This window comes from Sphingomonas sp. 1F27F7B (assembly GCF_005503355.1).
Taxonomy (GTDB): Bacteria; Pseudomonadota; Alphaproteobacteria; order Sphingomonadales; family Sphingomonadaceae; genus Sphingomonas.
Window position 1 is genome coordinate 59,584 of the sequence record NZ_SCMK01000009.1, and the last position, 26,592, is coordinate 86,175.

The 26,592-nt window shown below is 68.8% G+C and carries 21 protein-coding genes; 10 read left to right on the top strand and 11 right to left on the bottom strand.

The features are described from left to right. Positions 1 to 36: 36 nt before the first annotated feature. From FFS08_RS10360 to FFS08_RS10370, 3 genes are read right to left on the bottom strand one after another with little or no spacing between them, the layout of a single operon-like run. Positions 37 to 672, bottom strand: coding sequence for a LysE family translocator (locus FFS08_RS10360; RefSeq protein ID WP_137861638.1), 636 nt, complete (start codon positions 670 to 672; stop codon positions 37 to 39). Between the two features lie 54 nt (positions 673 to 726). After that, entirely contained in the window at positions 727 to 960 is a 234-nt protein-coding gene (locus FFS08_RS10365; protein ID WP_137861639.1) for a twin transmembrane helix small protein, read from the bottom strand. 9 nt (positions 961 to 969) lie between these two features. Beyond that, entirely contained in the window at positions 970 to 1,932 is a 963-nt protein-coding gene (locus FFS08_RS10370) for a glutamyl-Q tRNA(Asp) synthetase (protein WP_137861640.1), read from the bottom strand. Positions 1,933 to 2,030: 98 nt separating this feature from the next. Here FFS08_RS10370 and FFS08_RS10375 point away from each other — a divergent pair, with 98 nt between their 5' ends. The 5 genes from FFS08_RS10375 to FFS08_RS10395 all read left to right on the top strand — a co-directional run bounded on the left by FFS08_RS10375 (position 2,031) and on the right by FFS08_RS10395 (position 8,870). Further along, a complete protein-coding gene (locus FFS08_RS10375) occupies positions 2,031 to 2,597 on the top strand; it encodes an HNH endonuclease (protein ID WP_137861641.1) in 567 nt (188 codons plus the stop codon). A 198-nt stretch (positions 2,598 to 2,795) separates the two neighbouring features. Next, positions 2,796 to 4,382 (top strand): serine hydrolase, encoded by a 1,587-nt coding sequence (locus FFS08_RS10380; RefSeq protein WP_137861642.1) that lies wholly within the window; start codon positions 2,796 to 2,798, stop codon positions 4,380 to 4,382. A gap of 266 nt (positions 4,383 to 4,648) precedes the next feature. Continuing rightward, complete coding sequence (locus FFS08_RS10385; protein ID WP_137861775.1) at positions 4,649 to 6,781, top strand: PBP1A family penicillin-binding protein; 2,133 nt, start codon at positions 4,649 to 4,651, stop codon at positions 6,779 to 6,781. Positions 6,782 to 6,954: 173 nt separating this feature from the next. After that, the gene (locus FFS08_RS10390) at positions 6,955 to 7,956 is read left to right on the top strand and encodes a threonine aldolase family protein (RefSeq protein WP_137861776.1); all 1,002 of its coding nucleotides are present in this window, start codon (positions 6,955 to 6,957) and stop codon (positions 7,954 to 7,956) included. Further along, positions 7,953 to 8,870 (top strand): DMT family transporter, encoded by a 918-nt coding sequence (locus FFS08_RS10395; RefSeq protein WP_137861643.1) that lies wholly within the window; start codon positions 7,953 to 7,955, stop codon positions 8,868 to 8,870. Before FFS08_RS10390 ends, FFS08_RS10395 begins: the two co-directional genes overlap by 4 nt. Here the strand turns inward: FFS08_RS10395 and FFS08_RS10400 are convergent. The 4 genes from FFS08_RS10400 to FFS08_RS10415 are packed head-to-tail and all read right to left on the bottom strand — an operon-like array spanning position 8,780 to position 14,509. Beyond that, complete coding sequence (locus FFS08_RS10400) at positions 8,780 to 9,604, bottom strand: Rossmann-fold NAD(P)-binding domain-containing protein (RefSeq protein ID WP_137861644.1); 825 nt, start codon at positions 9,602 to 9,604, stop codon at positions 8,780 to 8,782. The two genes, FFS08_RS10395 and FFS08_RS10400, sit on opposite strands and share 91 nt — an antisense overlap. A gap of 8 nt (positions 9,605 to 9,612) precedes the next feature. Next, positions 9,613 to 11,235, bottom strand: a complete 1,623-nt coding sequence (locus FFS08_RS10405; RefSeq protein WP_137861645.1) for a M28 family metallopeptidase — start codon at positions 11,233 to 11,235, stop codon at positions 9,613 to 9,615. Further along, entirely contained in the window at positions 11,232 to 12,818 is a 1,587-nt protein-coding gene (locus tag FFS08_RS10410) for a M20/M25/M40 family metallo-hydrolase (protein ID WP_137861646.1), read from the bottom strand. The genes FFS08_RS10405 and FFS08_RS10410 overlap by 4 nt, the downstream gene beginning before the upstream one ends. Positions 12,819 to 12,820: 2 nt before the next feature. Continuing rightward, complete coding sequence (locus tag FFS08_RS10415; protein ID WP_137861647.1) at positions 12,821 to 14,509, bottom strand: M28 family metallopeptidase; 1,689 nt, start codon at positions 14,507 to 14,509, stop codon at positions 12,821 to 12,823. Positions 14,510 to 14,629: 120 nt separating this feature from the next. On the opposite strand from FFS08_RS10415, the gene pepN reads away from it, so the two are divergent. From pepN to FFS08_RS10430, 3 genes are all read left to right on the top strand, one after another. Continuing rightward, positions 14,630 to 17,218, top strand: coding sequence for an aminopeptidase N (gene pepN, locus FFS08_RS10420; protein WP_137861648.1), 2,589 nt, complete (start codon positions 14,630 to 14,632; stop codon positions 17,216 to 17,218). A 71-nt stretch (positions 17,219 to 17,289) separates the two neighbouring features. Next, complete coding sequence (locus FFS08_RS10425; RefSeq protein ID WP_137861649.1) at positions 17,290 to 17,775, top strand: methylated-DNA--[protein]-cysteine S-methyltransferase; 486 nt, start codon at positions 17,290 to 17,292, stop codon at positions 17,773 to 17,775. Positions 17,776 to 17,812: 37 nt separating this feature from the next. Then, complete coding sequence (locus FFS08_RS10430; protein ID WP_137861650.1) at positions 17,813 to 19,318, top strand: ABC1 kinase family protein; 1,506 nt, start codon at positions 17,813 to 17,815, stop codon at positions 19,316 to 19,318. Between the two features lie 43 nt (positions 19,319 to 19,361). Here FFS08_RS10430 and FFS08_RS10435 read toward each other — a convergent pair whose 3' ends face one another. Then, positions 19,362 to 20,984 carry an alkaline phosphatase D family protein gene (locus FFS08_RS10435; RefSeq protein WP_137861651.1) on the bottom strand — a complete coding sequence of 541 codons (1,623 nt, stop codon included), beginning with the start codon at positions 20,982 to 20,984 and terminating at the stop codon, positions 19,362 to 19,364. Positions 20,985 to 21,146: 162 nt separating this feature from the next. Here FFS08_RS10435 and FFS08_RS10440 point away from each other — a divergent pair, with 162 nt between their 5' ends. Continuing rightward, a complete protein-coding gene (locus FFS08_RS10440; RefSeq protein ID WP_137861652.1) occupies positions 21,147 to 22,697 on the top strand; it encodes an ArnT family glycosyltransferase in 1,551 nt (516 codons plus the stop codon). Here the strand turns inward: FFS08_RS10440 and FFS08_RS10445 are convergent. Genes FFS08_RS10445 through FFS08_RS10455 form a run of 3 tightly spaced genes read right to left on the bottom strand, consistent with a single transcriptional unit; the run spans position 22,634 to position 25,300 of the window. Continuing rightward, positions 22,634 to 23,833 (bottom strand): glycosyltransferase, encoded by a 1,200-nt coding sequence (locus tag FFS08_RS10445; protein ID WP_137861653.1) that lies wholly within the window; start codon positions 23,831 to 23,833, stop codon positions 22,634 to 22,636. The genes FFS08_RS10440 and FFS08_RS10445 overlap by 64 nt on opposite strands. A gap of 13 nt (positions 23,834 to 23,846) precedes the next feature. Then, on the bottom strand, positions 23,847 to 24,371 hold the full coding sequence (locus tag FFS08_RS10450; protein ID WP_137861654.1) for a DUF2141 domain-containing protein: 525 nt from the start codon (positions 24,369 to 24,371) through the stop codon (positions 23,847 to 23,849). After that, positions 24,368 to 25,300: a hypothetical protein gene (locus FFS08_RS10455; protein ID WP_171012560.1), complete on the bottom strand. Its 933-nt coding sequence runs from the start codon at positions 25,298 to 25,300 to the stop codon at positions 24,368 to 24,370. Before FFS08_RS10455 ends, FFS08_RS10450 begins: the two co-directional genes overlap by 4 nt. A 189-nt stretch (positions 25,301 to 25,489) precedes the next feature. Between FFS08_RS10455 and FFS08_RS10460 the strand changes: the two genes are divergently transcribed. After that, complete coding sequence (locus tag FFS08_RS10460; RefSeq protein WP_137861655.1) at positions 25,490 to 26,590, top strand: glycosyltransferase; 1,101 nt, start codon at positions 25,490 to 25,492, stop codon at positions 26,588 to 26,590. Positions 26,591 to 26,592 lie beyond the last annotated feature (2 nt).

Sequence of the window (26,592 nt, forward strand, 5' to 3'; positions counted from 1 at the left end):
GCTGGTTGCCTCCGACTTATAGAGGCGCGGCGCCGCTCAGGCGTGGCGGAAACGCAGCAGCAACATACCGAAGCCGATGAAGATCGTGCCGGTCAGCCGGTTGAACCATTTCTTGAGCGCGGGCCGCTCGAGATGGCGGGCCAGGCCGCGACCGCCGAGCGCATAGACCATGTACCAGAAGCATTCGACCACCGCGAAGGTGAGCACCAGGATCGCGAACTGGGGCGGCTTGGGCGCGGCGGCGCTGACGAACTGCGGAAAGAAGGCCGCGGCGAAGAGCAGCGCCTTGGGATTGGAGATGCTGATCGCGAAGCCGCCGCGGAAGAGCTGGGCGGGCGTGAGGCGGCGATCGGCCAGCGCCTTGTCGTCGCCGATGTCGAGCGGCGTCGGATCGGCGCGCCAGGCCTTGATGCCAAGCCACACCAGATAGGCGGTGCCGAGCCAGCGCAGCACTTCGAACGCGCCGGGGATGGCGAGCAGCAGCGCCGTGAGGCCGGCGGCGGAGGCAGTGAGGATCGCGACCAGCCCGGCCAGGCAGCCGGCCATCGCCGCCACGGTGCGCCGCACGCCGAAATCGACGCTGCGCTGGAGGATGTGGAGCATGTTGGGGCCGGGCGTTCCCGACAGCAGGAACACGGCCATGACGAACAGCCACCAGGTCTGGAGAGTCATCGCGTCACCTCGCGATCGATGTGCTTGGGAAGAAGGGCCGAGCGGCCCGGCGCGTCAGCCCTTGGCCGACATGGCGAACAGGATGATCGCCGCCACGGCAATCGCCACTGCCTGAAGCAGGATGCGTTGCTGCATCAGCTTCTGCGACTTGAGCGCGCGCGGGCTGGGGCCGTCGCCATGGCCTTCCAGGTCCTGGCTGGTGGTGCCCGCCATGTTCACCAGCCCCTTGATGAGGACGAACAGAGTCGCGAACATCGCGGCGAGCAGCAGGATGGCCAGGAAGAACATGGCGCGAGCTTACGCCTGTGCGGCGGCGATGCCAACCGGCAGTTGCCCCGCGCGCAACCGCGCGGCGAGCGCGGGGCCGTCCTCCCCGGCGAGACGCAGCGCCTCCAGGCTCGGTGCGCCGTGGCGCTTGGCGAGGCGCGTTCCGTCCGGGCCCATGAGCAGCGGGTGATGCCGATATTCGGGCGTGGGCAGGCCGAGCAGTGCCTGGAGCAGACGGTGGACATGGGTGGCGGCGAACAGGTCCACCCCGCGCACGACATGGGTGATGCCCTGGGCGGCATCGTCGACGGTGACGGCGAGATGATAGCTGGCGGGTGCGTCCTTGCGGGCGAGGACCACGTCGCCGGCGGCTGCCGGATCGGCACGGACCCGGCCGGCAAAGGCGTCGTGCCACCATAGATCCTCCCCGGCACGGGGAGGGGGACCAGCCGCAGGCTGGTGGAGGGGGCGCTCCTCATCGGGAATAGCTCGCGGCACGCCCCCTCCACCACCGGCTTCGCCGGCGGTCCCCCTCCCCGTTCCGGGGAGGATTTTAAGCGCCCTTCCCATGTCCAGCCGCCAGCAATGGGGCCGGCCCAGGTCCGGCGCTTCGCGCCCGCGGCAGGTGCCGGGATAGAGCGCGCCCTCGGGCCCGTGCGGCGCGGTGAGGCTGGCGGCGATGTCGGCGCGGGTGCAGAAACAGGGATAGAGCAGGCCCGTCGCACGCAGCCGGCCGAGCGCCTCCTCGTACAGATGCAGGCGCCGGGACTGGAAGACCGGCTCGCCGTCCCATTCGAGCCCAAGCCATGCGAGGTCCCGCAGGATCGCGGCGACATGCTCGGGGCGCGAACGGGTGCCGTCGATGTCCTCGATGCGCAGCGTGAAGCTGCCGCCGCGTGCCCGCGCGAAATCATGCGCCAGGATCGCCGACCAGGCATGGCCCAGGTGCAGCCGCCCCGTCGGGCTCGGCGCGAATCGCGTGTGGATAACCATCAAACCGGCCCTTGACCACGAGTCGCGGCATATGCTGTCATCACTGCGTCACGCTTCTCGGCGAGATGCGTGCCACCACGTAACGGGCGAGGGAGCGCATGTATCATCCCGATCTGATCCGCCATCCGGACAGCTGCCCCGCCCTTGTGCTCAACGCCGATTATACGCCCCTGAGCTATTATCCGCTGAGCGTGTGGCCCTGGCAGACGGCGGTCAAGGCGCTGTTCCTCGAACGGGTGGACGTCGTCTCCTACTACGAACGGGAAGTGCGAAGTCCCAGCGCGAGGCTGAAGCTTCCTTCGGTCATCGCGCTCAAACAATATGTGAAGCCTTCGCAATTCCCCGCCTTCACGCGTTTCAATCTCTTCCTTCGCGACAAATTCTCCTGCCAATATTGCGGCAGCCATCGCGACCTCACCTTCGACCATGTCATTCCCCGCGCCCAGGGCGGGCGCACCACCTGGGAAAATGTCGCCACCGCCTGCGCGCCGTGCAACCTCAAGAAGGGCGGGCGCACTCCGCAACAGGCCGCGATGCCCCTCTATCTCCAGCCGATCCGGCCGACCAGTTGGCAGCTCCAGGAGCACGGCCGGCGCTTCCCCCCCAATTATCTCCACGAGACCTGGCGCGACTGGCTCTACTGGGACGTCGAGCTGCTGGCCTAGGGTGAGAACCCAAACAAGTATCTGATTTTCCGTCGTCGTCCCCGCGCAGGCGGGGATGACGATTGAAGGAATATGAGTCCCCAACCTAGGCGCGTCCAGCTATCCGCATTCCCCGTCATCCTTGACTCAAGCCGGGATGACGAGCTCGTTTGGCGACGCTAGCATTCCCCGCGACAACTGACTCGCAGGGGAACGGGCATGAGCGGCTTCACCATCGACCGGCGCACGGCGCTGGCACTTTCGCTGGGCGGCGCCAGCGCGCTGGCGTTCCCGCGGCTGGCCCTTGCGGCTGAACTGGACGAAGCCGCGGTCGATGCGATCGTCCAGCCCTTCATGGCCGCGTTCGAGACGCCGGGCATCGCCGTGGCGATCGTCCGCCCGGGGGCGCCTGCCTTCGTCAAGGGCTATGGCGTGCGCACGCTCGGCAAGCCGGGCGCGGTGGACGTGCACACGCGCTTCGGCATCGCTTCCCATTCCAAGGCGTTCACCGCCGCCGCGCTGGCGCTGCTCGTCGACGCAGGCAAGCTCGGCTGGGAAGACCCGGTGGTGAAGCACCTCCCCGAGTTCCGCATGTCCGATCCCGCGGTCACGCAGATGATGACAGTGCGCGACCTGCTGGTGCACCGCTCCGGCCTGCCGCTCGGCGCGGGCGACCTGATGTTCTTCCCCGCCGGGAGCCATGTCGCCGCCGACGTGCTCAACGCGCTGCCCCATCTTAAGCCGGCGCGCGGCTTCCGGGCCGGCTATGACTATGACAACATCCTCTACATCGTCGCCGGGCTGCTGATCGAGCGCGTGGCCGGCATGGCCTGGGACAAGTTCGTCGAGGCCCGGCTGTTCGCGCCGCTCGGCATGGCGGATGCGGTGGGATCGCGCGGCTCGCTCCATACCGATAATGTCGCCGGCCGGCATGCGCGGCTCGGGCCGCCGGTGCGCGGGATCGGCAAGCTGGAAGTGGTGCAGCCCGACGAGGGCGCGATGGTCGACGCCGCCGGCGGGATCAACGCCAGCATCGCCGACATGGCAAAGTGGCTGCAGGTACAGCTGGCGCAGGGCAAGCTGCCCGACGGCAAGCAGCTCTGGTCGCCCGAACAGGCGAAGGAGATGTGGAAGCCGCAGACGATAACCTCGGCAAGCGACGGGCCAACCGAGAACAATCCGACCCGGCCGGTGCTCGCCGCCTATGCGCTCGGCTGGTTCGTGCAGGACTATCGCGGGCTGCGGATGATCCAGCACAGCGGCGGACTGTCGGGCCAGGTCACCTATAGCGGCATGCTCCCGTCGCGCGGCATCGGCGTCTCGGTGCTGAGCAATGTCGAGGAGAGCGTCTCCGCCGCGATCCGCAACGCGATCCTCGACCGGCTGATCGACGCCCCGGCCTTCGACTGGGTATCGAGCTACCGCACGCGCCAGAAGGCGGCACAGGACGAAGCGCTGGCAAGCGTCGAGGGCGGCGTGGACAAGGCGCCGGCCGGCGCGCCCTCGCTGCCGCTCGCCCGCTATGCGGGCCGCTATCGCGACCCCTGGTACGGCGATGTGGTGGTCAGCCAGAAGGGCGGCAAACTGTGGATCGACTTCGTGCCCACCCCGGTCTTCAAGAGCGTGCTCGAGCCCTGGGGCCCGGACGCCTTCCGCACCCGCTTCGCCAAGGACGCCGGCGAGGACGCCGTGGTCAGCTTCGAGATCAAGGACGGCAAGGTCACCGGCGTGGCGATGAAGCCGCTCTCGCCGCTCGCCGACTTCAGCTACGACTATCAGCACCTCGCCTTCGTGCCGGTGCCGTAATCAACTGTATTATTGTAGTAACACAGATGCTGCGCTAGAAGGACGCCATGCGCATGGCAGATTCGACGACGGGCTAGATGGCTGACGGCAGCGACCCGAGGAACGTGCGCTTTCCGCTGCGCCGGTCGGGCAACGATTTCGAGCCGAGCCCGGCGCCGAAGCTGGAGCCGCGCGCCTGGCGCCCGCCTTCGATCGACGCGCTGGGCGAAGCGTTGCGCCGGGTGAAGCCGCGGCGCCCGGAGCCCCCGCTCGAGCTTTCCGGGGGCATGCCGCCGCCCGGCGACTATGCGCCGCGCTGGCGCCGCGCCGCGCCGCCGCCTCCCCCATCGCCACCGCCGCCGATCCAGCCCGGCCATGCCGAGCCGCTGCCGGCGGGCGGCTACACGACCAACCTGCCGGTGGTGGTCCGCAAGCGGAACTGGCTGCGCTGGGCGAGCTGGGCGATCGCCGGCCTGATCCTGCTGTTCTTCGTCGCGATCGCCTGGCTGGCGCTGACCGCGCCGCTCTCCAAGTCGCTGCAGCCGCCGGCACCGCCCTCGATCACCCTGCTCTCCGCCGAGGGCAAGCCGATCGCACGGCGCGGCGCAGTGATCGCCGAACCGGTGGATGCGACCAAGCTGCCCCAGCATGTCCGCAACGCGTTCGTCGGGATCGAGGATCGGCGCTTCTACAGCCATTGGGGCGTCGATCCGCGCGGCATCCTGCGCGCGCTGGTCCACAACGTCACCAGCGGCGGCGGCTCGCAGGGCGGCAGCACCATCACCCAGCAGCTCGCCAAGAACGCCTTCCTCAATTCGCAGCGGACCTTCGGGCGCAAGGCGCAGGAAGTGCTGATCGCCTTCTGGCTGGAGGCATGGCTGAGCAAGGACGAGATCCTCTCGCGCTATCTCTCGAACGTCTATTTCGGCGACAATGTCTATGGCCTGCGGGCCGCGGCGCGCCATTATTTCAGCACCGAGCCCGAAGATCTGACCCTGAGCCAGGCCACGCTGCTGGCCGGGCTGGTGCAGGCGCCTTCGCGGCTCGCCCCCACCGGCAATCTGAAGGGCGCGCGCGAGCGGCAGAAACTGGTGATCGGCGCGATGGTGGATGCCGGGCTGATCACCAAGGCGCGGGCGGAGACGATCCGCCCGGGCGTGCTCCATGTCAGCAAATCCCGGGAAGACCTGCCCAACGGCACCTATTTCGCCGACTGGGTGCTGCCCCAGGCGCGCGACCGGGCGGGCGGCGTCGGCACCGAGCAGACGGTGCAGACGACGCTGGAGCTGAGCGCGCAGCAGGCGGCCGAGCGCGCGGTGCGCGGCGCGGGGCTGAAGAAGTCGCAGATCGCGATCGTGGCGATGCGCCCCGACGGGCGGGTGATCGCGATGGTGGGCGGGAAGAGCTATGGCGAGAGCCCGTTCAACCGCGCCACCCAGGCCCGCCGCCAGCCGGGATCGACCTTCAAGCTGTTCGTCTATCTGGCGGCGCTGCGCGGCGGCATGGATCCCGACACGATCGTCGACGACAGCCCCGTGCAGATCGGCGACTGGAAGCCCGAAAATTCGCACGGCAGCTATGCGGGCAGGATCACGCTGCGCCAGGCCTTCGCCAAATCGTCGAACGTGGTCGCGGCGCGGCTGACTCAGAAGTTCGGCGTGCGCGCGGTTACCCAGGCAGCGCGCGACCTGGGCATCTCCACGCCGATCGGCGACGATGCCTCGATCGCGCTTGGCACGTCCACCGTCTCGCTGCTCGAGCTGACCGCCGCCTATGCCGCAGTCGCCAACGGCGCCTATCCGGTGCGGCCGCAGGGGCTGAGCGAGGACGAGGCGGCGAGCGATTGGCTGGCGCGGCGGCTGGGCGGGCCGACCCGGTTCAACGGGCGCCAGCTCGACGATCTGCGCAGCCTGCTCGGCACAGTAGTGGAGGACGGCACCGGGCGCGGCGCGGCGCTGCCGATCCCCACTTATGGCAAGACCGGTACCACCCAGGACAATCGCGACGCGCTGTTCATCGGCTATGCGGGCGGCATCGTCTGCGGCGTGTGGCTGGGCAATGACGACAATTCGCCCAATCCCGGCCTGTCGGGCAGCGGCCTGCCCGCGCGGGTGTGGCGCGACTTCATGACCCGGGCGCTCGATCTGCGCATCCCGCCGCCCGAGCCGACGACCGAGCCCGAGGGCAATGACGTGACGCTGGACGATGTGCTGAACGGCGTGGGCGACTTCATCCACGGCACGGGCATCGAGACCCAGGTGGTGCCGCAGGGCGTCGACCCCGACGAGCAGGGCGAGGCACCGATTCTCGGCCGGCCGGGCGACGCGCCCGGGCGACGTCCCCGCCGCGAGCAGGCGCCGGACGGACCGCCCCCGCCGGATCGCTTCCGGCCTGACGATCGGCGCGGCGAGGAGCGGTAGCGCGCGCGTCATCCCGAACTTGTTTGGCCCTTATCCCCACGCGACAAGCACCCCCTCTTCGTCATCCCCGCCCAGGCGGGGATGACGGTGTGGGTATCGATGAAGTGTCTGGAAAGGGTTGCGCGACACTCTGGCTGTTGACGCCGCCCGGCACCCCCAGCATGGACCTCCCCATGCGCTTCTTCTCCGACAATGCCGCCGCCGTCTGCCCCGAAGTGCTCGCCGCGCTGACCGGCGTGAACCAGCTCGACACCGCCTATGACGGCGACCAATGGTCGCAGTCGCTCGACGGCGCCTTTTCGGACCTGTTCGGCACGCCGGTGCGCGCACTCTGGGTGCCGACGGGCACCGCGGCGAACAGCCTCGCGCTGGCGGCGCTCTGCCCCCCGCATGGCGGCGTGGTCTGTCACCGCGAGGCGCACATCAATGTCGACGAATGCGGCGCGCCCGAATTCTACACGCACGGCGCCAAGCTGCTCGCCGGCGAGGGCCCGGGCTCGAAGCTGACGCCCGACGCGATCCGCGCCGTGATCGATCCGATCCGCCCGGACGTGCACCAGGTGCAGCCGCATGCCGTCTCGATCACCAACGCGACCGAATATGGCCTGGCCTATACGCCCGACGAAGTCGCGGCGATCGGGGCGCTGGCGAAGGAACGCAAGCTCGGGCTGCACATGGACGGAGCCCGCTTCGCCAATGCCGTGGCGCATCTCGGCTGCCATCCCGGCGACGTGACCTGGCGCGCCGGCGTCGACGCGTTGAGCTTCGGCTTCGTCAAGAATGGCGGGATGAGCGCCGAGGCGCTGATCTTCTTCCGGCCCGAGCTGGCGGAGGCGACGCTCTATCGCCGCAAGCGGGCGGGGCTGCTCTTCTCCAAGGGCCGCTATCTGGCGGCGCAGATCCTGGCGCTGCTCGACGGCGATCTGTGGCTGCGCAACGCCCGTGCGGCCAATGCCGGGGCGGGGCTGCTCGCCCGGGCGGCGGGCCAGCGGCTGGTGCACCCGGTCGAGGCCAATGAAGTGTTCCTCAAGGTGAGCGCCGGGGAAGCGGCGCGCCTGCGCGCGCTCGGCTTCGATTTCTACGACTGGGGCGTGGGCGAGGCGCGGCTGGTGATCTCCTGGGATCAGGCCGAGGAAGCCATCAGGCCGCTGGCCGACGCGATCGCCGCGCTGTGAGCACACGGCCCGCGCCCCAGTCGACGCGCCTCTCCGTCCTGATCCCCTTCGCGATCGTCACGCTGATCTGGGGATCGACCTGGATCGTGATCCGCGACCAGCTTTCGGTGGTGCCGCCGAGCTGGTCGGTCTCGTATCGCTTCGCGGTGGCCGGGGTGACGATGCTGGCCTGGGCCGCGCTGCGCGGCGACGGACTGCGGCTCGACGCGCGGGGCATGCGCTTCGCGGCGCTGCTCGGGCTCGCGCAGTTCGTGTTCAACTTCAACTTCGTCTACCGCGCCGAACAGCACATCACCTCGGGCGTGGTGGCCGTGGTCTATGCGCTGCTGCTGGTGCCCAATGCAGTGCTGGCGCGGATCTTCCTCGGACAGAGGATGGGCCGCCAGCTGATCATCGGCTCGGGGATCGCAATGGCGGGCGTCGCCCTGCTGTTCCTGCACGAGGCACGGCTGAGCCCGGTGGGGCCGGCCCAGGCGCTGCTCGGCATCGGCATCGCGCTGGCCGGCGTGATGTGCGCTTCGATCGCCAATATCATGCAGGCGACCGACGCGGCCAAGGCCTATCCGATGGCGACGATGCTTGGCTGGGCGATGCTGAGCGGCGCGGCGATCGACGCGCTGTTCGCGCTCGCCACCGCGGGGCCGCCGGTATTCGATCCGCGACCCAGCTATGCGGGCGGCATCCTCTATCTCGGCGTGCTGGGATCTGCGCTGACCTTCAGCATCTATTTCCGGCTGATCCGCACGATCGGCCCGGCCAAGGCGGCCTATACCAGCGTGCTGATCCCGGTGATCGCGATGCTCTTCTCGACCTTGTTCGAAGGCTATCGCTGGTCCGCGCTGGCCGAGGGCGGCGCCGGGCTGGTGATCGCCGGGCTGGTGGTAGCGCTCAAGGCACGCAGGCCCGAGCGATAGTCGGCATGGCGGGGGGCCCAGCCCAGGACCCGCTTCGCCTTCTCGTTCGCAACGCGGCGGCTCTCGGCATAGAAGGCCCGGGCCTGCGGGCTGAGGCCCGCCTGCTCCAGCGGGACCGGCGGCGGGACCGGCAGGCGCAGCAGCCCGCAGCCATAGGCAATGACGTCGCTCTGGGGGGCGGGACAATCGTCGGCCAGATTATAGGCGCCGGGCGGCCCGGCGAGACCGGCAACCACGCCCGAGACGATGTCGTCGACATGGATCCGGCTGAACACCTGGCCCGGCAGGTCGATCCGCGGCGCCGCGCCGGCACGGATGCGATCGAGCGGGGAACGGCCCGGGCCGTATATGCCGGGGAGGCGGAAGACCCGCGTGCCGGCAAGCGCCAGCCAGGCGGCATCCGCCCGTGCCCGCGCGGTGCGGCGGCCGGTGCCGATGGGGGCGGTCTCGTCCACCCAGGCGCCGCCGGTATCGCCATAGACGCCGGTCGAGGAAAGATAGCCGATCCAGGCACGCGAGGCAGCGATTTCGGCACCATAGGCGGCGAGGACGGGATCGCCGTCATCGCCCGGCGGGACAGTGGAGAGGATGTGCGTCGCGGCCGCGATCTCGCCCATGGTGCGAGTACGATCCTCGAAGCGCGCGCGGTCGATCGCGGCGACGTCGGCGTGCCCGACAAGCCGCGCGATCAGGCGCTTGGCGGCATAACCGGGGCCGAGGATCAGCAGGCGCACGCGCTAGATCACTCCGCCCCGCGTCCTCCGAACTGGACTCCGAAGAAATCCCCCTTGTTCCAGCGCGGGCGCTCGGGCGCGTCGGTGAGCGCGCGCGCGACGGCATAGTTCAGGCGCATATATTTGGCGGCCGAGTTCCAGTCGAAGGGCAGGTCGATCTGGTCCGAGGGCTTGTGATAATTCTCGGCGAGGAACTTCTTCTGCGCCTCGGCCCCCTGCCCGCCCGGACCGGTGTCGATCGACACGGCCGGAATGCCGGACTTGACGAAGCTGTAATGGTCCGAGCGGACGAAGAACATCTCTTCCGGGCTCGGATCGGGGACGACGGCGAGGCCCTCGCCGGCCGCCGCCGCCGCGATCACCGGGCCCAGGCTGGAGCGCTCGCCCCCCAGCGCGACGACATCGACCAGCGGATAGGTGAGGATCGGCATGTCCATGTTGATGTCGGCGACCAGCCCGTCCTTCGCCACCGGCGGATAATGGACGAAATAGTCCGAGCCGAGCAGCCCCTTCTCCTCCGCCGCCAGCGCGACGAACAGCATCGAGCGCCGGGGCTTCTCGCCCGAGGCGACGAACTTGCGGGCGACCTCGAGCATCGTCGAGACGCCGATCGCATTGTCCATCGCCCCGTTGTAGATGCGGTCGCCATTGACCGGATCGCCCACGCCGACATGGTCGAGATGGGCGGAAAGGACGACATATTCGGCCTTGAGCGACGGATCGGCGCCCGGGATCAGCCCCACCACGTTGCGCGTCGCCTGAGTCACCAGCTTGGTCTTGCTCGCCACCTTGAGCGTGCCGGTGAGCGTGCCGGTGGGGATCCGCGTGCCCCGGCGCTGCGCGGCGAGCACGTCGGCCCATCGGATCTTCGCGCCCTGGAACAGCTTCTCCGCGCCCGCCGGGCCGACATAGCCGACCGGCGGCGCGCCCGGCGCGGTCGCGAAGGGAGTGCCGTCCGGACGGGCCCAGGTCGTGCGTCCGTAATCATAATAGGGAACGATCGCCTCGAACGGGAACTGCTCGCGTTGGGCGAGCGATTCGAGCACGATCACTGCCACCGCGCCCCTTTTCTGCGCGATCGCCGCCTTCTGCTCGTCGTCGCCGAAATGCGCCTCGACTTCGTTGGGCAGCCCCTGGGGCACGCCGGGAAGGATCGCGACGATCTTCCCCTTCACGTCGAGCCCCTTGTAATCGTCCCGCTTTCCTTCGGGATAGACGATGCCATAGCCGGCGAAGACGACGCCGCCTTCGGCCTTGAAATCGGGCGTGGCGGGCACCGGAGTGTTGACATAGTCGATGCCGAACTGGAGCGGGATCTCCATCGAACCGCGCACCAGGCTCCATTTCGCCTTCTCGGCCGGCTTGTACGAGACGAGCTTGAACGGCTGGAACCAGCCTCCCTCCGCACCGGGCACCAGGCCGATCGCCAGCATCTGTGCCGCGACATATTCGGCCGCCACGTCATAGTCGCGCGTCCCCGCCTCGCGCCCGCGAAGGACATCGGCGGCGAGGAACTGGACATGCGCCTTGAGCGCCGCCTGATCGGGCGGAAGCTGCGGCGCCGTCTGAGCCTGGGCGAGCGGCGCCGCGAACAGCGCCGCCGCGGCGAGGAGGAAGCGGCGCAGGATCACTTTTCCGAAGGTCCTTGCGCCATCGGCCCCTTGTAGAGCGTGCCGAAGAAATCGCCCTTGTTCCACACCGGCCTGTCCTCCGCATCGGCAACGGCGCGGGCGATCGCATAGTTGAGGCCGACGAAGCGCAGCCCCTGCTTCCAGTCGATCAGACCCACTTCGTCCGAAGGCTTGTGATAGTGTTTGTCGAGGAATTCCTTGGTCGCGGCCGCACCCGGGCCGCCGGGACCGAGATCGAGCGAGACCGCCGGGATGCCCGCCTTGACGAAGCTGTAATGGTCCGAGCGGACGAATGAAGCTTCCTCGGGCGTGGGATCGGGGACGAGCTTGACGCCCTCGGCCGCCGCGGCCGCCTCGACGATCCTGCCCAAGGTGCTGCGATCGGCGCCATAAGCGACGAGGTCGACGAAATCATAAGTAAGGATCGGCATGTCGAGATTGACGTCGGCGACAATCGATCCCCTGGGCACGACGGGGTTGGCGGCGAAATATTCCGAGCCGACCAGCCCCTGCTCCTCCGCAGTGACCGCGACGAACAGGATCGAGCGGCGCGGCGCCTTGCCCGAGGCCTGGAAGCGCCGGGCGACTTCGAGCATCGCGGCGGTGCCGACGGCATTGTCCATCGCGCCGTTGTAGATCCTGTCGCCCTTCGCATCGGGCTCGCCGACGCCGACATGATCGAGATGCGCCGAAAGGACGACATATTCGCCCTTCTTGTCGGTGCCTTCGAGCACGCCCGCGACATTGCTGGCGGTGAGCGTGCGAATCTCGGTATTCGAAGTGCCGGTGGCGATGACGCCGAGCGGGCCGCGCGGCAGCGGCTTGTCCGCCTTGTCGGCGGCGAGCACGGCGTCCCATTGGATCTTCGAGCCGGCAAACAGCTTGGCCGCGCCATCGAAGCCGACATAGCTGAACGCCGGGGCGGCGGCGCCGTCGGGCGACCCCTGCCAGGTCATCGCGCCGCTCTGCCAGCGCGGCACGGTCTGGCCGAAGGAATAGACGGCATGGCGGGCATTGCCCTCGACCAGGATCATGCCGATCGCACCATGTGCCGCGGCGACGCGCGACTGCTCGACGGGGATGCCGAGATGGGCGCGCACGTCGCTGGGCCCGGAATGCGGCGCGTCGCGCAGCACCGCGACGATCGCGCCCTTGACGTTGAGGCCCTTATACTCGCCCTCGCTGCCATAGCCGGCGAAGACCACCGGCCCCGACAGCGCGACCTTCGGATTGGAAGGGACGCTGCGGGTAAGATAGTCCTTGCCCCATTCCATCACTGTCTCGACCGCGCCCCGCCTGAGCACCAGGCTGCCATGATCGGCGGGCCGATAGGCAATCAGCGGCACCGGCTGGAGCCAGCCGCCATTCGCGCCGGCGGGCTTGAGGCCCGCGGCGAGCATCTGGGCCGCGACATATTGCTCGGCGATCGCCAGTTCGGGGGAGCCGGTGTCGCGGCCCTTCATCGCATCGGAAGCGAGGAACTGGACATGCGCCTTCAGCGCCGCGGCGCCCGTGCCGAGATCCTGGGCGAAGGCGGGAACGGCGGCGAGCAGCGTCGCCGCGAGCAGCAAGTGGCGCTTCATGATCACTTGGCCCCCGCGCCGTCATAGGTGAGGCCGAAGAAATCGCCCTTGTTCCACATCGGCCGCTGGTCGCCATCGGCGATCTCGCGCGCGATCCGATAGTTCACATCGACGAAGCGCACACCCGATTCCCAGTCGATCGCCGGCAGCTGGCCGATTTCGTCCGAGGGCTGATGATAGTGGTTCTTCATGAAGTCGTCGATCGCGGCACGGCCCGGACCGCCCGCGCCCGGCCAGAGGAAGACCGAAGGCACGCCCTTGCGGACGAAGTTGTAATGGTCCGAACGCACGAAGATGTTCTCGCCGGGCAGCGGATCGTCGGACAGCGGCACGCCGATCGCCTTGCCCGCGCGCTCGACGATCGGCCCCAGCGTCGAATGGCCGGCGCCGTACACCACGATGTCCTGGAACTTGTAGGTGATGATCGGCATGTCGAGATTGACGTCGGCGACGATGCTCGACATCGGCACGGTGGGATTGTTGGCGAAATAGTCCGAACCGACCAGCCCCTTCTCCTCGGCGGTGACCGCGAGGAACAGGATCGAGCGGCGCGGCTTCGTCGCGGCGGTCTTGAAGCGCTTGGCTTCCTCGATCAGCGACGCAATGCCGACGGCATCGTCGAGCGCGCCGTTGTTGATCGTGTCGCCGGTCTTGTCGGGCCGGCCGACGCCGATGTGATCGAGATGCGCGGAGAGGACCACCACTTCCCTCGACAGCGCCGGATCGCTCCCGGGCAGCATGCCGGCGACATTGTAGCTCTTCACCGGCGTCAGCGCGGTCTTGGCGGCGACAGTGATGCGCACCGGCAGCGCCTCTGCCTTGAACACCGCGTCGGGCGCCGCGGCGGCCTTGGCGATGTCGGCCCATTTCTGCCGGGCGCCGGCAAACAGCTTCTCGGCGCCGGCCAGGCTGATCACGCCGGCCGAGGGCGTGCCCGGCGCGGCGATGTGGCCGGTGCCGTCCGGATTGCTCCAGGTGAAGCGCGTCCGCGACGCGGCGTTGACGTACAGGCTGAAAGGCGGGGCCTTGCCCGTGCGCGGCGATTCGAGCGTGATGGTGGCGATCGCGCCGCGCTTCGCCGCGATCCCGGCCTTGGCGGCGGGGTTGGAGAAATGCGCGGCGACTTCGCCGGGGAAGCTTTCGGGCGCGCCGCCGAAATAGACGACGATCCTGCCCTTCACATCGACGCCCTTATAGTCGTCGCGGCCCTGGCCGACGATGCCATAGCCGACGAACACCACCGGCGCGGTGACGGCATAGCTGGGCGTCTCGGGATTGGCCGAGGAAACGAAGTCCTTGCCGAATTCGAGCGCGACCGGCGTGCCGCCCTTGCCCGTCACCGTCATCGTGCCGGGGCCGTCGAGCTTGGCGCTGACCAGCGGCACCTTCTGCAGATAGCCGCCCTCGCCCCCCGCCGGCTTCAGCCCGGCCGCATAGAATTGCGACGCCACATAGTGCGCGGCGATATCGAACTCGGGGCTGCCGGCTTCGCGGCCCTTCATCACGTCCGAGGCGAGGAACATCACATGGCTCTTGAGCGCGGCCTGGTCGGCGGGCAGTTCGGCATTGATGATCGCATTGCGCTCGGCAGCGGTGGGAGCCGGGGCGGGCACGGGTGCCGGCGCGTTCTGGGCATAAGCGGGCATCGCCAGCATCAGCGCAAGGGCCAGCGGCGTGGTGGTGCGGATCATGTGGGGGAACCTCTCGGCGGTAACTCGGTATATCGCTTCGGTAGCACGGCTTGGCGCAGGCGCAAGCCGGCAGATTTTCAAGGTGGCGAGCGCCGAGCTTGCGCCTATATCCGAGGCACCATGGCAGACGCTCTCAACGCCCCGCAGACTCCGCACGTCACTCGTCGCGAGGAGTATCGCGCGCCCGACTGGACCGTTCCCGAAATCGCGCTCGACTTCGATCTCGATCCCATGGCGACCCGGGTGCGCGCCACGCTGAAGGTGGCGCGCAGCGGCGCGCACGACCGGCCGCTGGTGCTGAACGGCGACGGGCTGGCGGCGGAAAGCGTGAAAGTCGACGGCGCCGAAGCGCAGGGCTGGCGCATGGAGGGGCCCGACCTCGTCATCCCGCTCACCGGCGACGCGCACGAGATCGAGACCGTCGTGACCATCGCGCCCGAACGCAACACCCAGTTGCAGGGCCTTTATGCCTCATCGGGCATGCTCTGCACCCAGTGCGAGGCCGAGGGCTTCCGCCGCATCACCTTCTTCCCCGACCGGCCGGACGTGCTCTCGAAGTACAAGGTGCGGATGACCGGCGACAAGGCGCGCTTCCCGGTGCTGCTGGCCAATGGCGATCCGGTCGCGCGGGGCGATGCGGGCGACGGGCGCCACTGGGCCGAGTGGCACGACCCGTTCCCCAAGCCGAGCTATCTGTTCGCGCTCGTCGCGGGCGACCTGGTCGCCAATCGCGGCACCTTCACCACGATGCGCGGGCGCAAGGTCGATCTGGGCATCTGGGTGCGCGAGGGCGATCTGCCCAAGACCGATCACGCGCTGCACGCGCTGAAGCTGTCGATGGCCTGGGACGAGAGCGTCTATGGCCGCGAATATGATCTCGACGTGTTCAACATCGTCGCGGTGGACGACTTCAATTTCGGCGCGATGGAGAACAAGGGGCTCAACGTCTTCAACAGCCGCTACATCCTCGCCGATCCCGACACCGCCACCGATTATGATTATGACGCGATCGCCGCGGTGGTCGCGCACGAATATTTCCACAACTGGTCGGGCAACCGCGTCACCTGCCGCGACTGGTTCCAGCTGAGTCTGAAGGAAGGTTTCACCGTCTTCCGCGACCAGAGCTTCTCGGGCGACCAGGGCTCGAAGGCGGTCAAGCGGATCGAGGATGTGCGCGGGCTGCGCGCGTCGCAATTCCCCGAGGATTCGGGCCCGCTCGCGCACCCGGTGCGCCCGGATTCGTACATCGAGATCTCGAACTTCTACACGGCGACCATCTACAACAAGGGCGCCGAAGTGATCCGGATGATGTCGACCATCCTGGGACGTGAGAAGTTCCGCGCCGCGACCGACCTGTATTTCGACCGGTTCGACGGCACCGCCGCCACCTGCGAGGATTTCGTTCGCTGCATGGAGGAGGCGGGCGGCGTCGACCTCACCCAGTTCCGCCGCTGGTACAGCCAGGCGGGCACGCCGCGCGTCTCGGCGACGCTGAGCCAGGAGGGCGGCCGCGCGCGCCTGAAGCTCGCCCAGACCGTGCCGCCGACGCCGGGCCAGCCGGCCAAGGAGCCGATGGTGCTGCCGCTCAAGCTGAAGCTGTTCGGCGGCATCACCGGGCGGCCGATGTGCGACGAGCAGCTCGTTCTCCTGAAGGACGCCGCACAGGAGATCGTCTTCGAGAACCTGTCCGAGGCGCCGGTGCTCTCGATCAACCGCGGCTTCTCCGCCCCCGTGATCGTCGAGACCAATCGCACGGCCAGGGATCTCGCCTTCCTCTCGGCGCATGACGACGATCCCTTCGCCCGCTATGAGGCGATGCAGCAGCTGATGCTCGACACGCTGGTCGCCGCGGTGACCGGCGGCAGGGGCGAGCATGGCGCGGTGATCGAGGCGGTACGGAACACGCTGCTCGATTCGGCGCTCGACAAGGCGTTCGTCGCCGAAGCGGTGCTGCTTCCATCGGACAGCTTCATCGGCGACCAGATGGCGATCGTCGATCCCGACGCGATCTTCGCCGCACGCGAAGCGCTGCGCGCGGACCTGGGCAAGGCGCTGGAGAGCGAATGGCGCGCCGCCTATGACGGGGCGCAGGCCAATCGCTTCGAATATTCGCCGGCCGCCAAGGGCGCGCGGCGCCTGAAGACGGTCGCGCTCGGCTATATCGCGGCGAGTGGCGCGGACGATGCCGCCGCGCTTGCCTTCGGCCAGTTCGAGGCGGCGGACAACATGACCGACCGCCAGGGCGCGCTGACCACGCTGGTCAACGGCAGTTCGGACAAGCGCGAGGCGGCGCTGGCGGCCTTCTACCAGCGCTACCAGGGCAATGCGCTCGTGCTCGACAAATGGTTCCAGACCCAGGCGCTCTCGTCGCGCGACGATGCCGCACAGGCCGTCGAGGCGCTGGCGGCGCACAAGGACTTCACGCTCGCGAACCCGAACCGGGCCCGTGCGCTGATCGGTGCGTTCAGCGTCAACCAGCGGGCGTTCCACGATGTCTCGGGCCGGGGTTATCGCTTCGTCGCCGACCAGCTGATCGCGCTCGACCGGCTCAATCCGCAGACCGCGGCCAGGCTGGTGCCGCCGCTCGGCCGGTGGAAGCGCTTCGACGCGGCGCGCGCGGCGAAGATGCGCGCCGAGCTGGAGCGGATCATCGCCGCGCCCGGGCTGAGCAAGGACATGTTCGAGCAGGCGAGCAAATCGCTCGACTGACGCTTTGACGACAAGGCGCGGGAAGCGGCGGCGCGCGTGCCGGCCCATATCGGCAGGGTAAGGAGAGACATATGACCTTGTCGACCAAGACCATCCCCTCGCCCGTCGGCGCGCTCACTCTCGTCGCGAGCGACGCGGGCCTCGTGGCGATCCTGTGGGAGAATGATTCCCCCGACCGCGTGAAGCTGGGCGCGGCGACCGGGGACAGCGGACATCCGGTGCTGATCGCGGCCGAGAGCCAGCTGCGCGAATATTTCGCCGGCACGCGCACCCGCTTCGACCTGCCGCTGGATTTCCGCGGGACCGATTTCCAGAAGAGCGTATGGGCCGAGCTGCTCGCCATCCCCTTTGGCGAGACGCGCTCCTATGGCGAGATCGCCGCGAAGCTGGGCCGGCCCAAGGCATCGCGCGCGGTGGGCGCCGCCAATGGGCGCAACCCGATCTCGATCGTCGCCCCGTGCCACCGCGTGATCGGATCGACCGGCAAGCTCACCGGCTTCGCGGGCGGGCTGGACGCCAAGGAATATCTGCTCGCCCTGGAGCGCCGCGCCGGTTGACGCGGGAGCGTTCGCGCCGGACCGGCGTTGGCGCGGCATGATCAAGCTGATTGCCACCACTGCCCGCGACCGTGACCGGGTGGGCGAGATCGCCGCGGTCGCCGCGCGCTTCGGGCTGGGCGTGCTGCTCGCCCGGCTGGGCTTTGCGAGCGAGGGCGAGGACACGGACGCCGACGCGCCGCCGCTGCCGCGCCGCACCCGGCTGGCGCTCGAGACGCTGGGGCCGAGCTTCGTGAAGATCGGCCAGATCCTCGCGACGCGCGGCGACCTGCTGCCGCCCGAATGGATCGCCGAACTCGAGCAGTTGCACAGCGACGCGCCGACGCTGGACTTCGAGGCGATCCGCGCGGCAGTGGAGGAAGCGCTGGGCGAACCGCCCGAAGCCGCCTTCGCACGCTTCGATCCGGCACCGCTCGCCGCCGCGTCGATGGCGCAGGTGCATCGCGCCCAGCTGAAGGACGGGCGCGAGGTGGTGCTCAAAGTCCGCCGGCCGGGCATACGCCGCGCGATGGAAGCCGACATGCGGCTGATCGCCGAGCTGGCCGCGCTGGTCGAGCGGAGCAGCACCGAGGCGCGGCGCTTCGAGCCGGTGGCGCTCGCGCGACAGCTGCGCCAGGCGATGCTCGAGGAGCTGGACTTCACCCAGGAGGGCCGCAACGCCGATCGGATCCGCGAGGACCTGGCCGGTCAGCCCGATGTGCTGGTGCCCGGCATCCATTGGGAATGGACCAGCGAAACCCTGCTGGTGATGGACTATGTCGAGGGCGTGAAACCGCTCTCCGCCGCGGCGCTGGAGGCGCGCGGGATCGATCCGGCGGCGATCGCCGAGCTCGGCGCCGATCTCGTCATCGAGATGGTGCTGGTCCATGGCCGCTTCCACGGCGACCCGCACCCCGGCAACCTGCTCTGCCTGCCCGGCAACCGGCTGGCGCTGCTCGATCTCGGCTCGATCGGCCATATCGGGCCGGGGCGGCGCGAGGAGTTTCTCGGCTTCGTGATGTCGCTGGCCTGGGGCAATCCGCGGGCGCTCGCGGAGACGCTGGCGCTCTGGTCCGAAGGACATGGCGTGCCGCGTGGCCGCATCGACCGCGCCGCCGAGCAGATCGTCCAGCGCCATGGCGGCGGGCGCATCGTCATGGCGGAGATGGTGCCCGATTTCCTCCGGCTGCTGCGCGAGGAAGGGCTGGTGATGCCGCCGGACCTGCTGCTCGTGTTCAAGGCATTTGTGACGATGGACGGCGTGCTCGCGCGGATCGCGCCGGGCTTCGACTTGTCCGATGCGATCCGACGAGCGGCGGCGCGGCTGGTGGCGGAGCGCTTCGCGCCGGGGCGGCTGGCGGCGAGCGGCGGCATGCTCGCCTGGACGCTGGCGGGGCTGGGCGACGATGCGCCGCGGCTGGTGCGCGCCGCGATCCGGCGGATCGAAGCCCAGCCGCCGAACGACGCCGCGACCGCCGCGGCGATCCGGCGGGGCGCCGGCTGGATCGCCGCCGCGCTGCTCGGCGGAGCGGTTATCCTGGCGGCGGCGCTCACGCTCAGCTAGCTTCGTCATCCCCGCCTGCACGGGGATGACGAAGCAACGGCGACTAGGCGCTCATCACGTTGCGGCCGCGCGCGACCACGGCGGTGTGCCCGACGCTGGCCTTGGTCGTGCGCTGGGTGATCGTGTCCATGAACACCCAGTCGTTGCTCGCCCTTTCCGGAGTGAGCGTGAGCGCCATATAGCCGCGGCGGCTGGTGTCGCACCATTTCAGCTCGGGATTGGCGGCGACGAGGCCGGCGGCGATGATCTTCGGATCAGTAGTGGTGCTGTTCTCATAGCCGGGCGAAGTGACGCTGTGGCCGGCGAACTCGACGCCGGCCGGCTTGCCGTCCTGTCCCAGGTCGAACGCCCAGGCATTGTGGCTGTCGCCGCACAGCACGATGAGATTCGCGCCCGCAGCCTGGGCGGACTTGAGGAAGCGCGCACGCGCCGCCGGGAAGCCGCCCCAATTGTCGAGGTCCGACGGCACGCCGAGCTTGCTCGCGATCACCCCGGCCTGGACATAGGCGCGGGTGCGGGCGGGGGCATCGGGCTTGATCCAGTCGAGCGCCTGCTCCGGCATGCGCTGCTTGCCCATGATCGTGCCGAAGCCGACCAGCTGCCATTTCTGGCCGGCGCGAACCGACTTCTTCATCGCATGGCCCAGCCACGCCTCCTGCTCGGTGCCGAGCATGGTGCGCGCGGGATCCTGCAGCTCGCCGTCGCGAAAGGCGATCAGGGCCTTCTGCGCATCGGCCGAGCGGAACAGCGGCGCGAGATCGGGCTCACCGCTGCGCGCGAGGAGGCGGCTCTCGGTCCGGAACAGGGTGGCAAGGCCGCCGATATCGTAGCTGCCCCACGGCGTCTCCGAGACGGGCAGCCATTCCTTGAACGCCTGCAGCGCGGCCGCCTTGCGGATGCTCCAGTCGCCCTCGTCCGGCTGATGGTTCTGCGCGCCGCCTTCCCAGCTGTTGTTGGTCGATTCGTGATCGTCCATCTGGATCAGCATCGGCTTGACGCGGTGCAGCTCCTGCAGATCGGGGTCGCTGCGATAGCTGGCATAGCGCAGGCGATAATCGGCGAGATGGACCATCTCGGTCGCCGGTTCGGGCCAGCGATCCGCCACCGCGCCGCCGGCCGGCGCATAGCCGCCCTTCTTATACTCGTAGAGATAATCGCCGAGATGGACCCACAGGTCGATATCGGCACGCGCCGCGGCATGGCCATAGGCGTTGAAGAAGCCGAACGGCATGTTCGAGCAGGAGAAGACGCCGATGCCGAAGCGGCCGACATTGCCGGCGGGCAGCGTCTTCGTCTTGCCGACCGGCGAGAAGCCGCCATCGGGCGCCACGAAGCGGTAGAAATAGCTGGTGCCGGGTTCGAGCCCGTCGACGGTGATCTTGGCGGTGTGATCGCGCCATGGGCCGGTGATCTGCTCGCCGCCCGAGACGATCTTCGCGAAATCCGCGGTCTTCGAAATCTCGGCCCTCAGCTTCACGGCGCCGCCATCGGCGGGCACGTAGCGCGTCCAGAGCAGCATCATGTCCTGCCCGGGCTCGCCGCTGGCGACCGAGTGGGTGAAGCCGGTGGCCAGCGCCTGGGCCAGGGCGAAGCCGGGAATGGCGAACGCGCCCAGGCCCAGCGTGCCGGTGAGAAGAAGCGAGCGGCGATCGGTGCGAAGCGTCATTCGTGGCGTTCCCAAGCAATTTCGTCGCAAGCCTTGCCGCGCTCTCGTGGCGAGTTCGTGACAGAACGCGCCCTCGGCGCTAAGCACGGATCAGAATTCACCGGGAAGGGCCCTTTCGAAAACCATGCTGCATCTCCTTCCGCCCGGGGCGCCGCGCTCCTGATGGCAAGCAAGTCCGAAGTGCTGGGGAGCCGGACTGCTCGCCTTTCCGATCTGGTCGCCGCGATCGCCGCCTTGCCGCGCTGGTCGATCCTGCTGCTCGCCGCCGTGGCGGTGCGCGCGATCACCTTCGGCAATCCCGTCGTCCATGTCGATGAGGAATTCTATTTCGTCACCGCGCAGCAGATGCTGCACGGTGCCGTTCCCTTTGTCGACATCTGGGACCGCAAGCCGGTGGGGCTGTTCCTGATCTATCTGCTGCCCGCCGCCTTCGGGGTTCCGGCCGGCATCTGGATCTATCAGATGATGGCGCTGGCCGCGGTGACGGGCACCGCGCTGCTGATCTGGCGGCTCGCCGACAAGGCGGGCTGGGGCCGGGGCGGCCTCGCCGGCGCGCTGCTCTACCTGTTCATGATCAATTTCGCCGACGGCCAGGGCGGACAGGCGCCGGTGTTCTACAATCTGCTGATGGCCTGGGCCGTGCTGCTGATCGTGCCGCGCCCCGATGATGCGAGCGGTGACCGCCGGCGCATTCACCGTGCCACTGCGGCGATGCTGATCGTCGGCCTGGCGATGCAGGTCAAATATTCGGTCGTCTTCGAGGCGATATTCCTCGGCCTGTGGCTGATGTGGAACGAAGCGCGGCTCGGGACCAGCATGGTGCACGTCATGCGCCGCGGCGCGCTGTGGGCAGCGGCGGTGTGGCTACCCACCTTCGCCGCCTGGGCGACGTTCATCCTCCTGGGCCATGGCGACCCCTGGTTCTACGCCAATTTCGGCTCGATCCTGGCGCGGCAGAGCGATCCGCCAAGGGTGCTGCTCAACAATTTCCTGGAAGTCGCGCTGATGCTGGCGCCGCTGCTGATCGTCTCCGGGCTCTCGCGCCATGTGCCGGTGGGCGAACGCAGCGAGCATCCGGTCCGCGCATTGCTCTTCGGCTGGCTCATCGCCGCCGTGATCGGGCTGCTGCTGTTCGGCACCTGGTTCAATCACTATGCGCTGCCGGTCCTGCTGCCCGCGAGCCTGTGCTGCGCCGGCTATCTGGGCGGCACCCGGACCGGTCGCAAATGGGTGGCGCCGGCGCTGCTGATCGTCGCCGCCATCGGCGGGGAAGCGAGGCTGGTCGGCACCAGATTGCATCGCGGCAATGCCGCGCAGCTACAGGCGCTGGCCGACGGCATCGGCCGCGGCCCGGGCTGCATGTACGTCTATTCGGGCAACTCGATCCTCTACGGCTATACCGGCCGCTGCACGGTGTCGCCCTGGGTCTTCCCGAGCCACCTCTCGCGCGAGCGCGAGAATGGCGCGCTGGGCGTGGACCAGCTCCAGGAGATCGACCGCATCTTCGCCCAGCCGCCGGAGATCGTGGTGATGCGCCCCGCCTATTTCGGCGAGCGCATGGAATCGCATCGGCGGGCGGTGCAGCGGATGGAGGAGCTGGGCTATCGCCTGCGCGGCCGCTGGCCGCTCGGCAATCTCAACATCTCGGTCTATGCGCTGCCGACGGCACGCAAGCCGGCACCGCCGCGCCTCGCCGCAAGCAAGCCTTCATAATAGGCCATCAGCTCGGCGGCATGATCGGCGTCGCTGCGCACCTTGCCGGCGGCGACGCGGGCGGCATTGCGCAGGATGGCCTGCTCGCGGCCGAACATCCGGCGGATCGCGGCCGCGGCCGAATAGGCATCGCGCGCGCGATAGGTTTCGGCGAACAGCGGGTCGGCGAGCTCGGCGAAGCCGCCTTCGTCGGGCCCGATCAGCGGCAGGCCCGAAGCCAGCGCCTCGGACGCGACGAGACCGAAGGGCTCGGCGTCGGAACCATGGATCAGCGCATCGCAGCTGGCCATGATCCGCGAGAAACGCACCCGGTCATAGACCGGGCGGAAGATCTTGATGTGCGGGCTGCCGGCGATCCGGTCCTCCAGCTGGCGGCGCTGCGGGCCGTCGCCGATCAGCATCAGGCCGACGGGCAGATCGTTCGCCGCCGCCTCGACCGCGTCGATCACCAGCGGCCAGCGCTTCTCCTTGTGGTGCCGGCCGAGGCCGAGCAGCAAATGCCCTTCCGGCGGCAGGCCGAGCTGGGCGAGCAGCGCGACGCGCAGCTTCTCGTCGCGCAGTTGGGGCGAGAACCATTGCCGCTCGATCCCCAGCGGCATCGAGGCGTGGACCGTCATGCCCCGCCGGCGAAAGCGCTTGGCCAGTGCCGGACCGTTGGTGACGAACGCGTCGTAATGCTGGAGGAAGCGGCTCATGTACCGGGTGTACCAGGCAAAGGCCCGCTCGACCTGGATCGGCGTCGCCACGCTGTCGAGCCAGCGCTGCGGATAGGCGCCGATATTGTCGCCATGCGCGAAGAACACCTTCACCGCATCGCCCTGCCAGCGCGCCACCGTCCAGGCGGGAAGCCAGGGCGAGCTGGTCTCGACGATGTCGGGCTTCAGCGCGTCGAGCAGATCCCATACCGGCTCGTCATGGACGAAGATGCCATAGTTGCGATCGAGGATCAGCGGCGGCGCCTTGACCCAGAAGATGCGGCCGCCGCCGGGACGCTCCTCGACGCTCGATTCGAGCGCGGGGGCGATGACGGTCAGCTCATGGCCCATATCGGCCATGAGCCCCATCTTGCGATCGAGATAGGTGCGCACGCCGCCGCCGGTCGGCGAGTAGAACTCGTTGACGTCGACGATGCGCATGCGCCCCCGCCCCTCAGTCGTCCAGCGGCGCGAAACCGCCCAGGCCCTTGAGATATTGGGCCTTGATCGTGATCTGTCCACCCCCGGGGCCGACATTGACCAGCGCCTGGCGCACCTTGGGCCGGCTGCGGCCAAGCTTCTGGTTGCTCGGGAAGCCGGCGCCGTCCTCCCAGAAATTGAACTTGTTCTTGCCGTCGCGATCGTGGGTGAACAGCACCGCCCAGGTGCCCGGCCCCGGCGCGCGGATGCACAACCGGACGGGCCCCGAGGGCGGCGTCTGCGCCCAGATACGGCGGAACGGCTTGTTCTCCCGCTTCAACGACGTGTCGTCGCGCAGGAAATCCTCCTCGTTCGGCGGATAGATTTCGAGCTTCAGGCGCCCGGTCCGATCCTTGAGGCCGGTGATGTTGACGTAGAGCGGCACACCGGCACGCGTGGCGCAATTGCCGTCGACCGGATCCTGCTGCGCGGCTGCGGCGGCGGGCGTCGCGACGAGGAAGAGCGCGGCCGCCATCGGGGCGATCGAAGAGCGGATCATGGCTGCTTGTTCCTCGTGACCAGGGCCTGCACGCTGAAACCTCCGATCAGGGCGACGTGGATGAGAAGCGTGAGGCCGGCGATCAGCGCCATCAGCTCGGACATGGCCGAACCCTGGCCGATAACCACCCCGGTGATCGCGGCGAAGGCGGCTTCCTTGCTCGGCACCAGCGGCAGGCGCCAGACGAGCAGGCGGCCTGCGGCCATCATCAGCCACACGCCGATCGAGACGTTCGGCATCGCCAGATGCCAGGCGATGGAGACCAGCAGCGAACCGGTGACGATGCGCGCGCAATGTACCAGGAAGACCCACCACAGCTCGCGGCGCGGCAGGGAGAAGACGCGCTTGGAGAGGAGCAGGAACGGAACCGACATCAGCACCAGCACGACGACCGAACCGAGCACCGCGCCCTTCCACTGCGGCGGCACCAGGCCCAGATAGAGCGGCAGGCCGACGATCATCATGATCAGCGTGATCGCATTGCCGGCAATGGCCGACAGGATCATCACGTCCTTCACCGCGCCGAACGGCGCCGCGACCATCTGGGTCCGCTGGCGCGCCCAGGCGTAGAAATAGGCCTCGCCCGAATAGCCGAACAGCACTTCGTTCGAGATGCGCTTCTTGTGAAGCGCGACAAGCCCGGCGAGCGGGATATGCCACAGCCGCTTGAAGATCACATAGTCGAAGGTCGGCGGCCCGACATAATAGAGTGCGAAGACCAGGTAGAAGAGCGGGTTGGTCGGCAGGCTGCGATAGAGGCCCTGCAGCCCCGAGCCGAACAGCTCGCGGCCCAGCGCCACGATCATGAGCAGCGTCAGCGCGCCGCCGAGAATCGCCGGCCAGCGGCGCCTGATCCTTTCGACGGGTTCGAGACCCGCAAGGTCGGGCGCACCCGGGAGGGGGACGGCCTCGACTACGCTCGTGTTCAACGAAGCCTCCAGACTTGGTTCGTTCACTGCTTCACATTCCGCCGCCCAAAACGGGCATTTCCAGTATTTTATCCGCGTCTCGCGACGTACAGCCCCCCAGTTCGTACAAGCACGAAAATGGCTGGTGGCAGCAGATTGCGGTTTATTGCGGGGGCGATTTGGGCTTAAGGATGGCAATCCGCAAGGCCTATGTTGCACCGCACCCATTCCGAAACCGCACAGCATATCCTCACCTATGCCCAGCAATTGCAGGGCGGCGGCGTGGAGCGGGCGATGCTGCGCATGGCTGCCGGATGGCGCGCAGCGGGGCGGCGCGTGACGCTGGTGCTGGGCAGCCGCGAGGGGCCGCTGGCCGCGGAAATCCCCGACGGGATCGAACTGATCGAGCTGGGCGACGGACGGCACCAGGCGCTGTTCCGGCTTGCCGAGGAAGTGCGGCGCGCGCGCCCGGACCTGCTGTTCTGCCCCGGCAACCGCTATACCGGAGTCACTGCGCTCGCCCGGCTGCGGCTGGGCCGCGCCGCGCCGCCGATCGTCGGCAAGGTCTCCAACGCGCTGGTGCGCCCCGAACTCTCGCAGGGCGCGGCATGGCGCTATCGGCGCTGGTTGCGGCTGCATCCGCGCTTCCTGACCCATGCCGTGGCCATGACCCCGGCGATGGCGGCGGAAGCGATGGCCGAGATGGGAATGTCGCCGGAGCGCGTGAGCGTGATCGCCAATCCGCCCGCCCGCACCATTCCAGGCGCCGCCCCGGTGGCGCTGCCCGAGGGCCGCTATCTGATCGGCGTCGGACGGCTGGAGCCGCAGAAGCGCTGGGACCGGCTGCTGACTGCCCTGCCGCAGCTGGCCGACAAGCAGGTGAAGCTGCTGCTGCTCGGCGAAGGCGGCGCGCGCGGCACGCTCGAGGCACAGGTCGCCGCCCTGGGGCTGGGCGACCGGGTGACCATGCCCGGCCATGCCGGCGACCCGCTGCCCGCGCTCAGGAGCGCGGCGGTGGCGGTGCTGACGTCGGACTATGAAGGCGTGCCGGGCGTGCTGCGCGAGGCGCTTTCGGTGGGGACGCCGGTGGTATCGACCGAATCGAGCGTCGCGGTGCGCGAGATCGTCCATGCGCCCGAACTGGGCACGGTGGTCGAGCGCGAGGATGGTGCGGCGTTGGTCGGGGCGCTCGACCATTGGCTGGCGCCGGATGCGGTGCGCCCCACCCCGGTAGCGGCAGCCGGCGACTCGATCGCAGAATATCTCGCCCTGTTCGATCGCATGGTGCGCGAACGCTCGCCCATCCGGTAGCG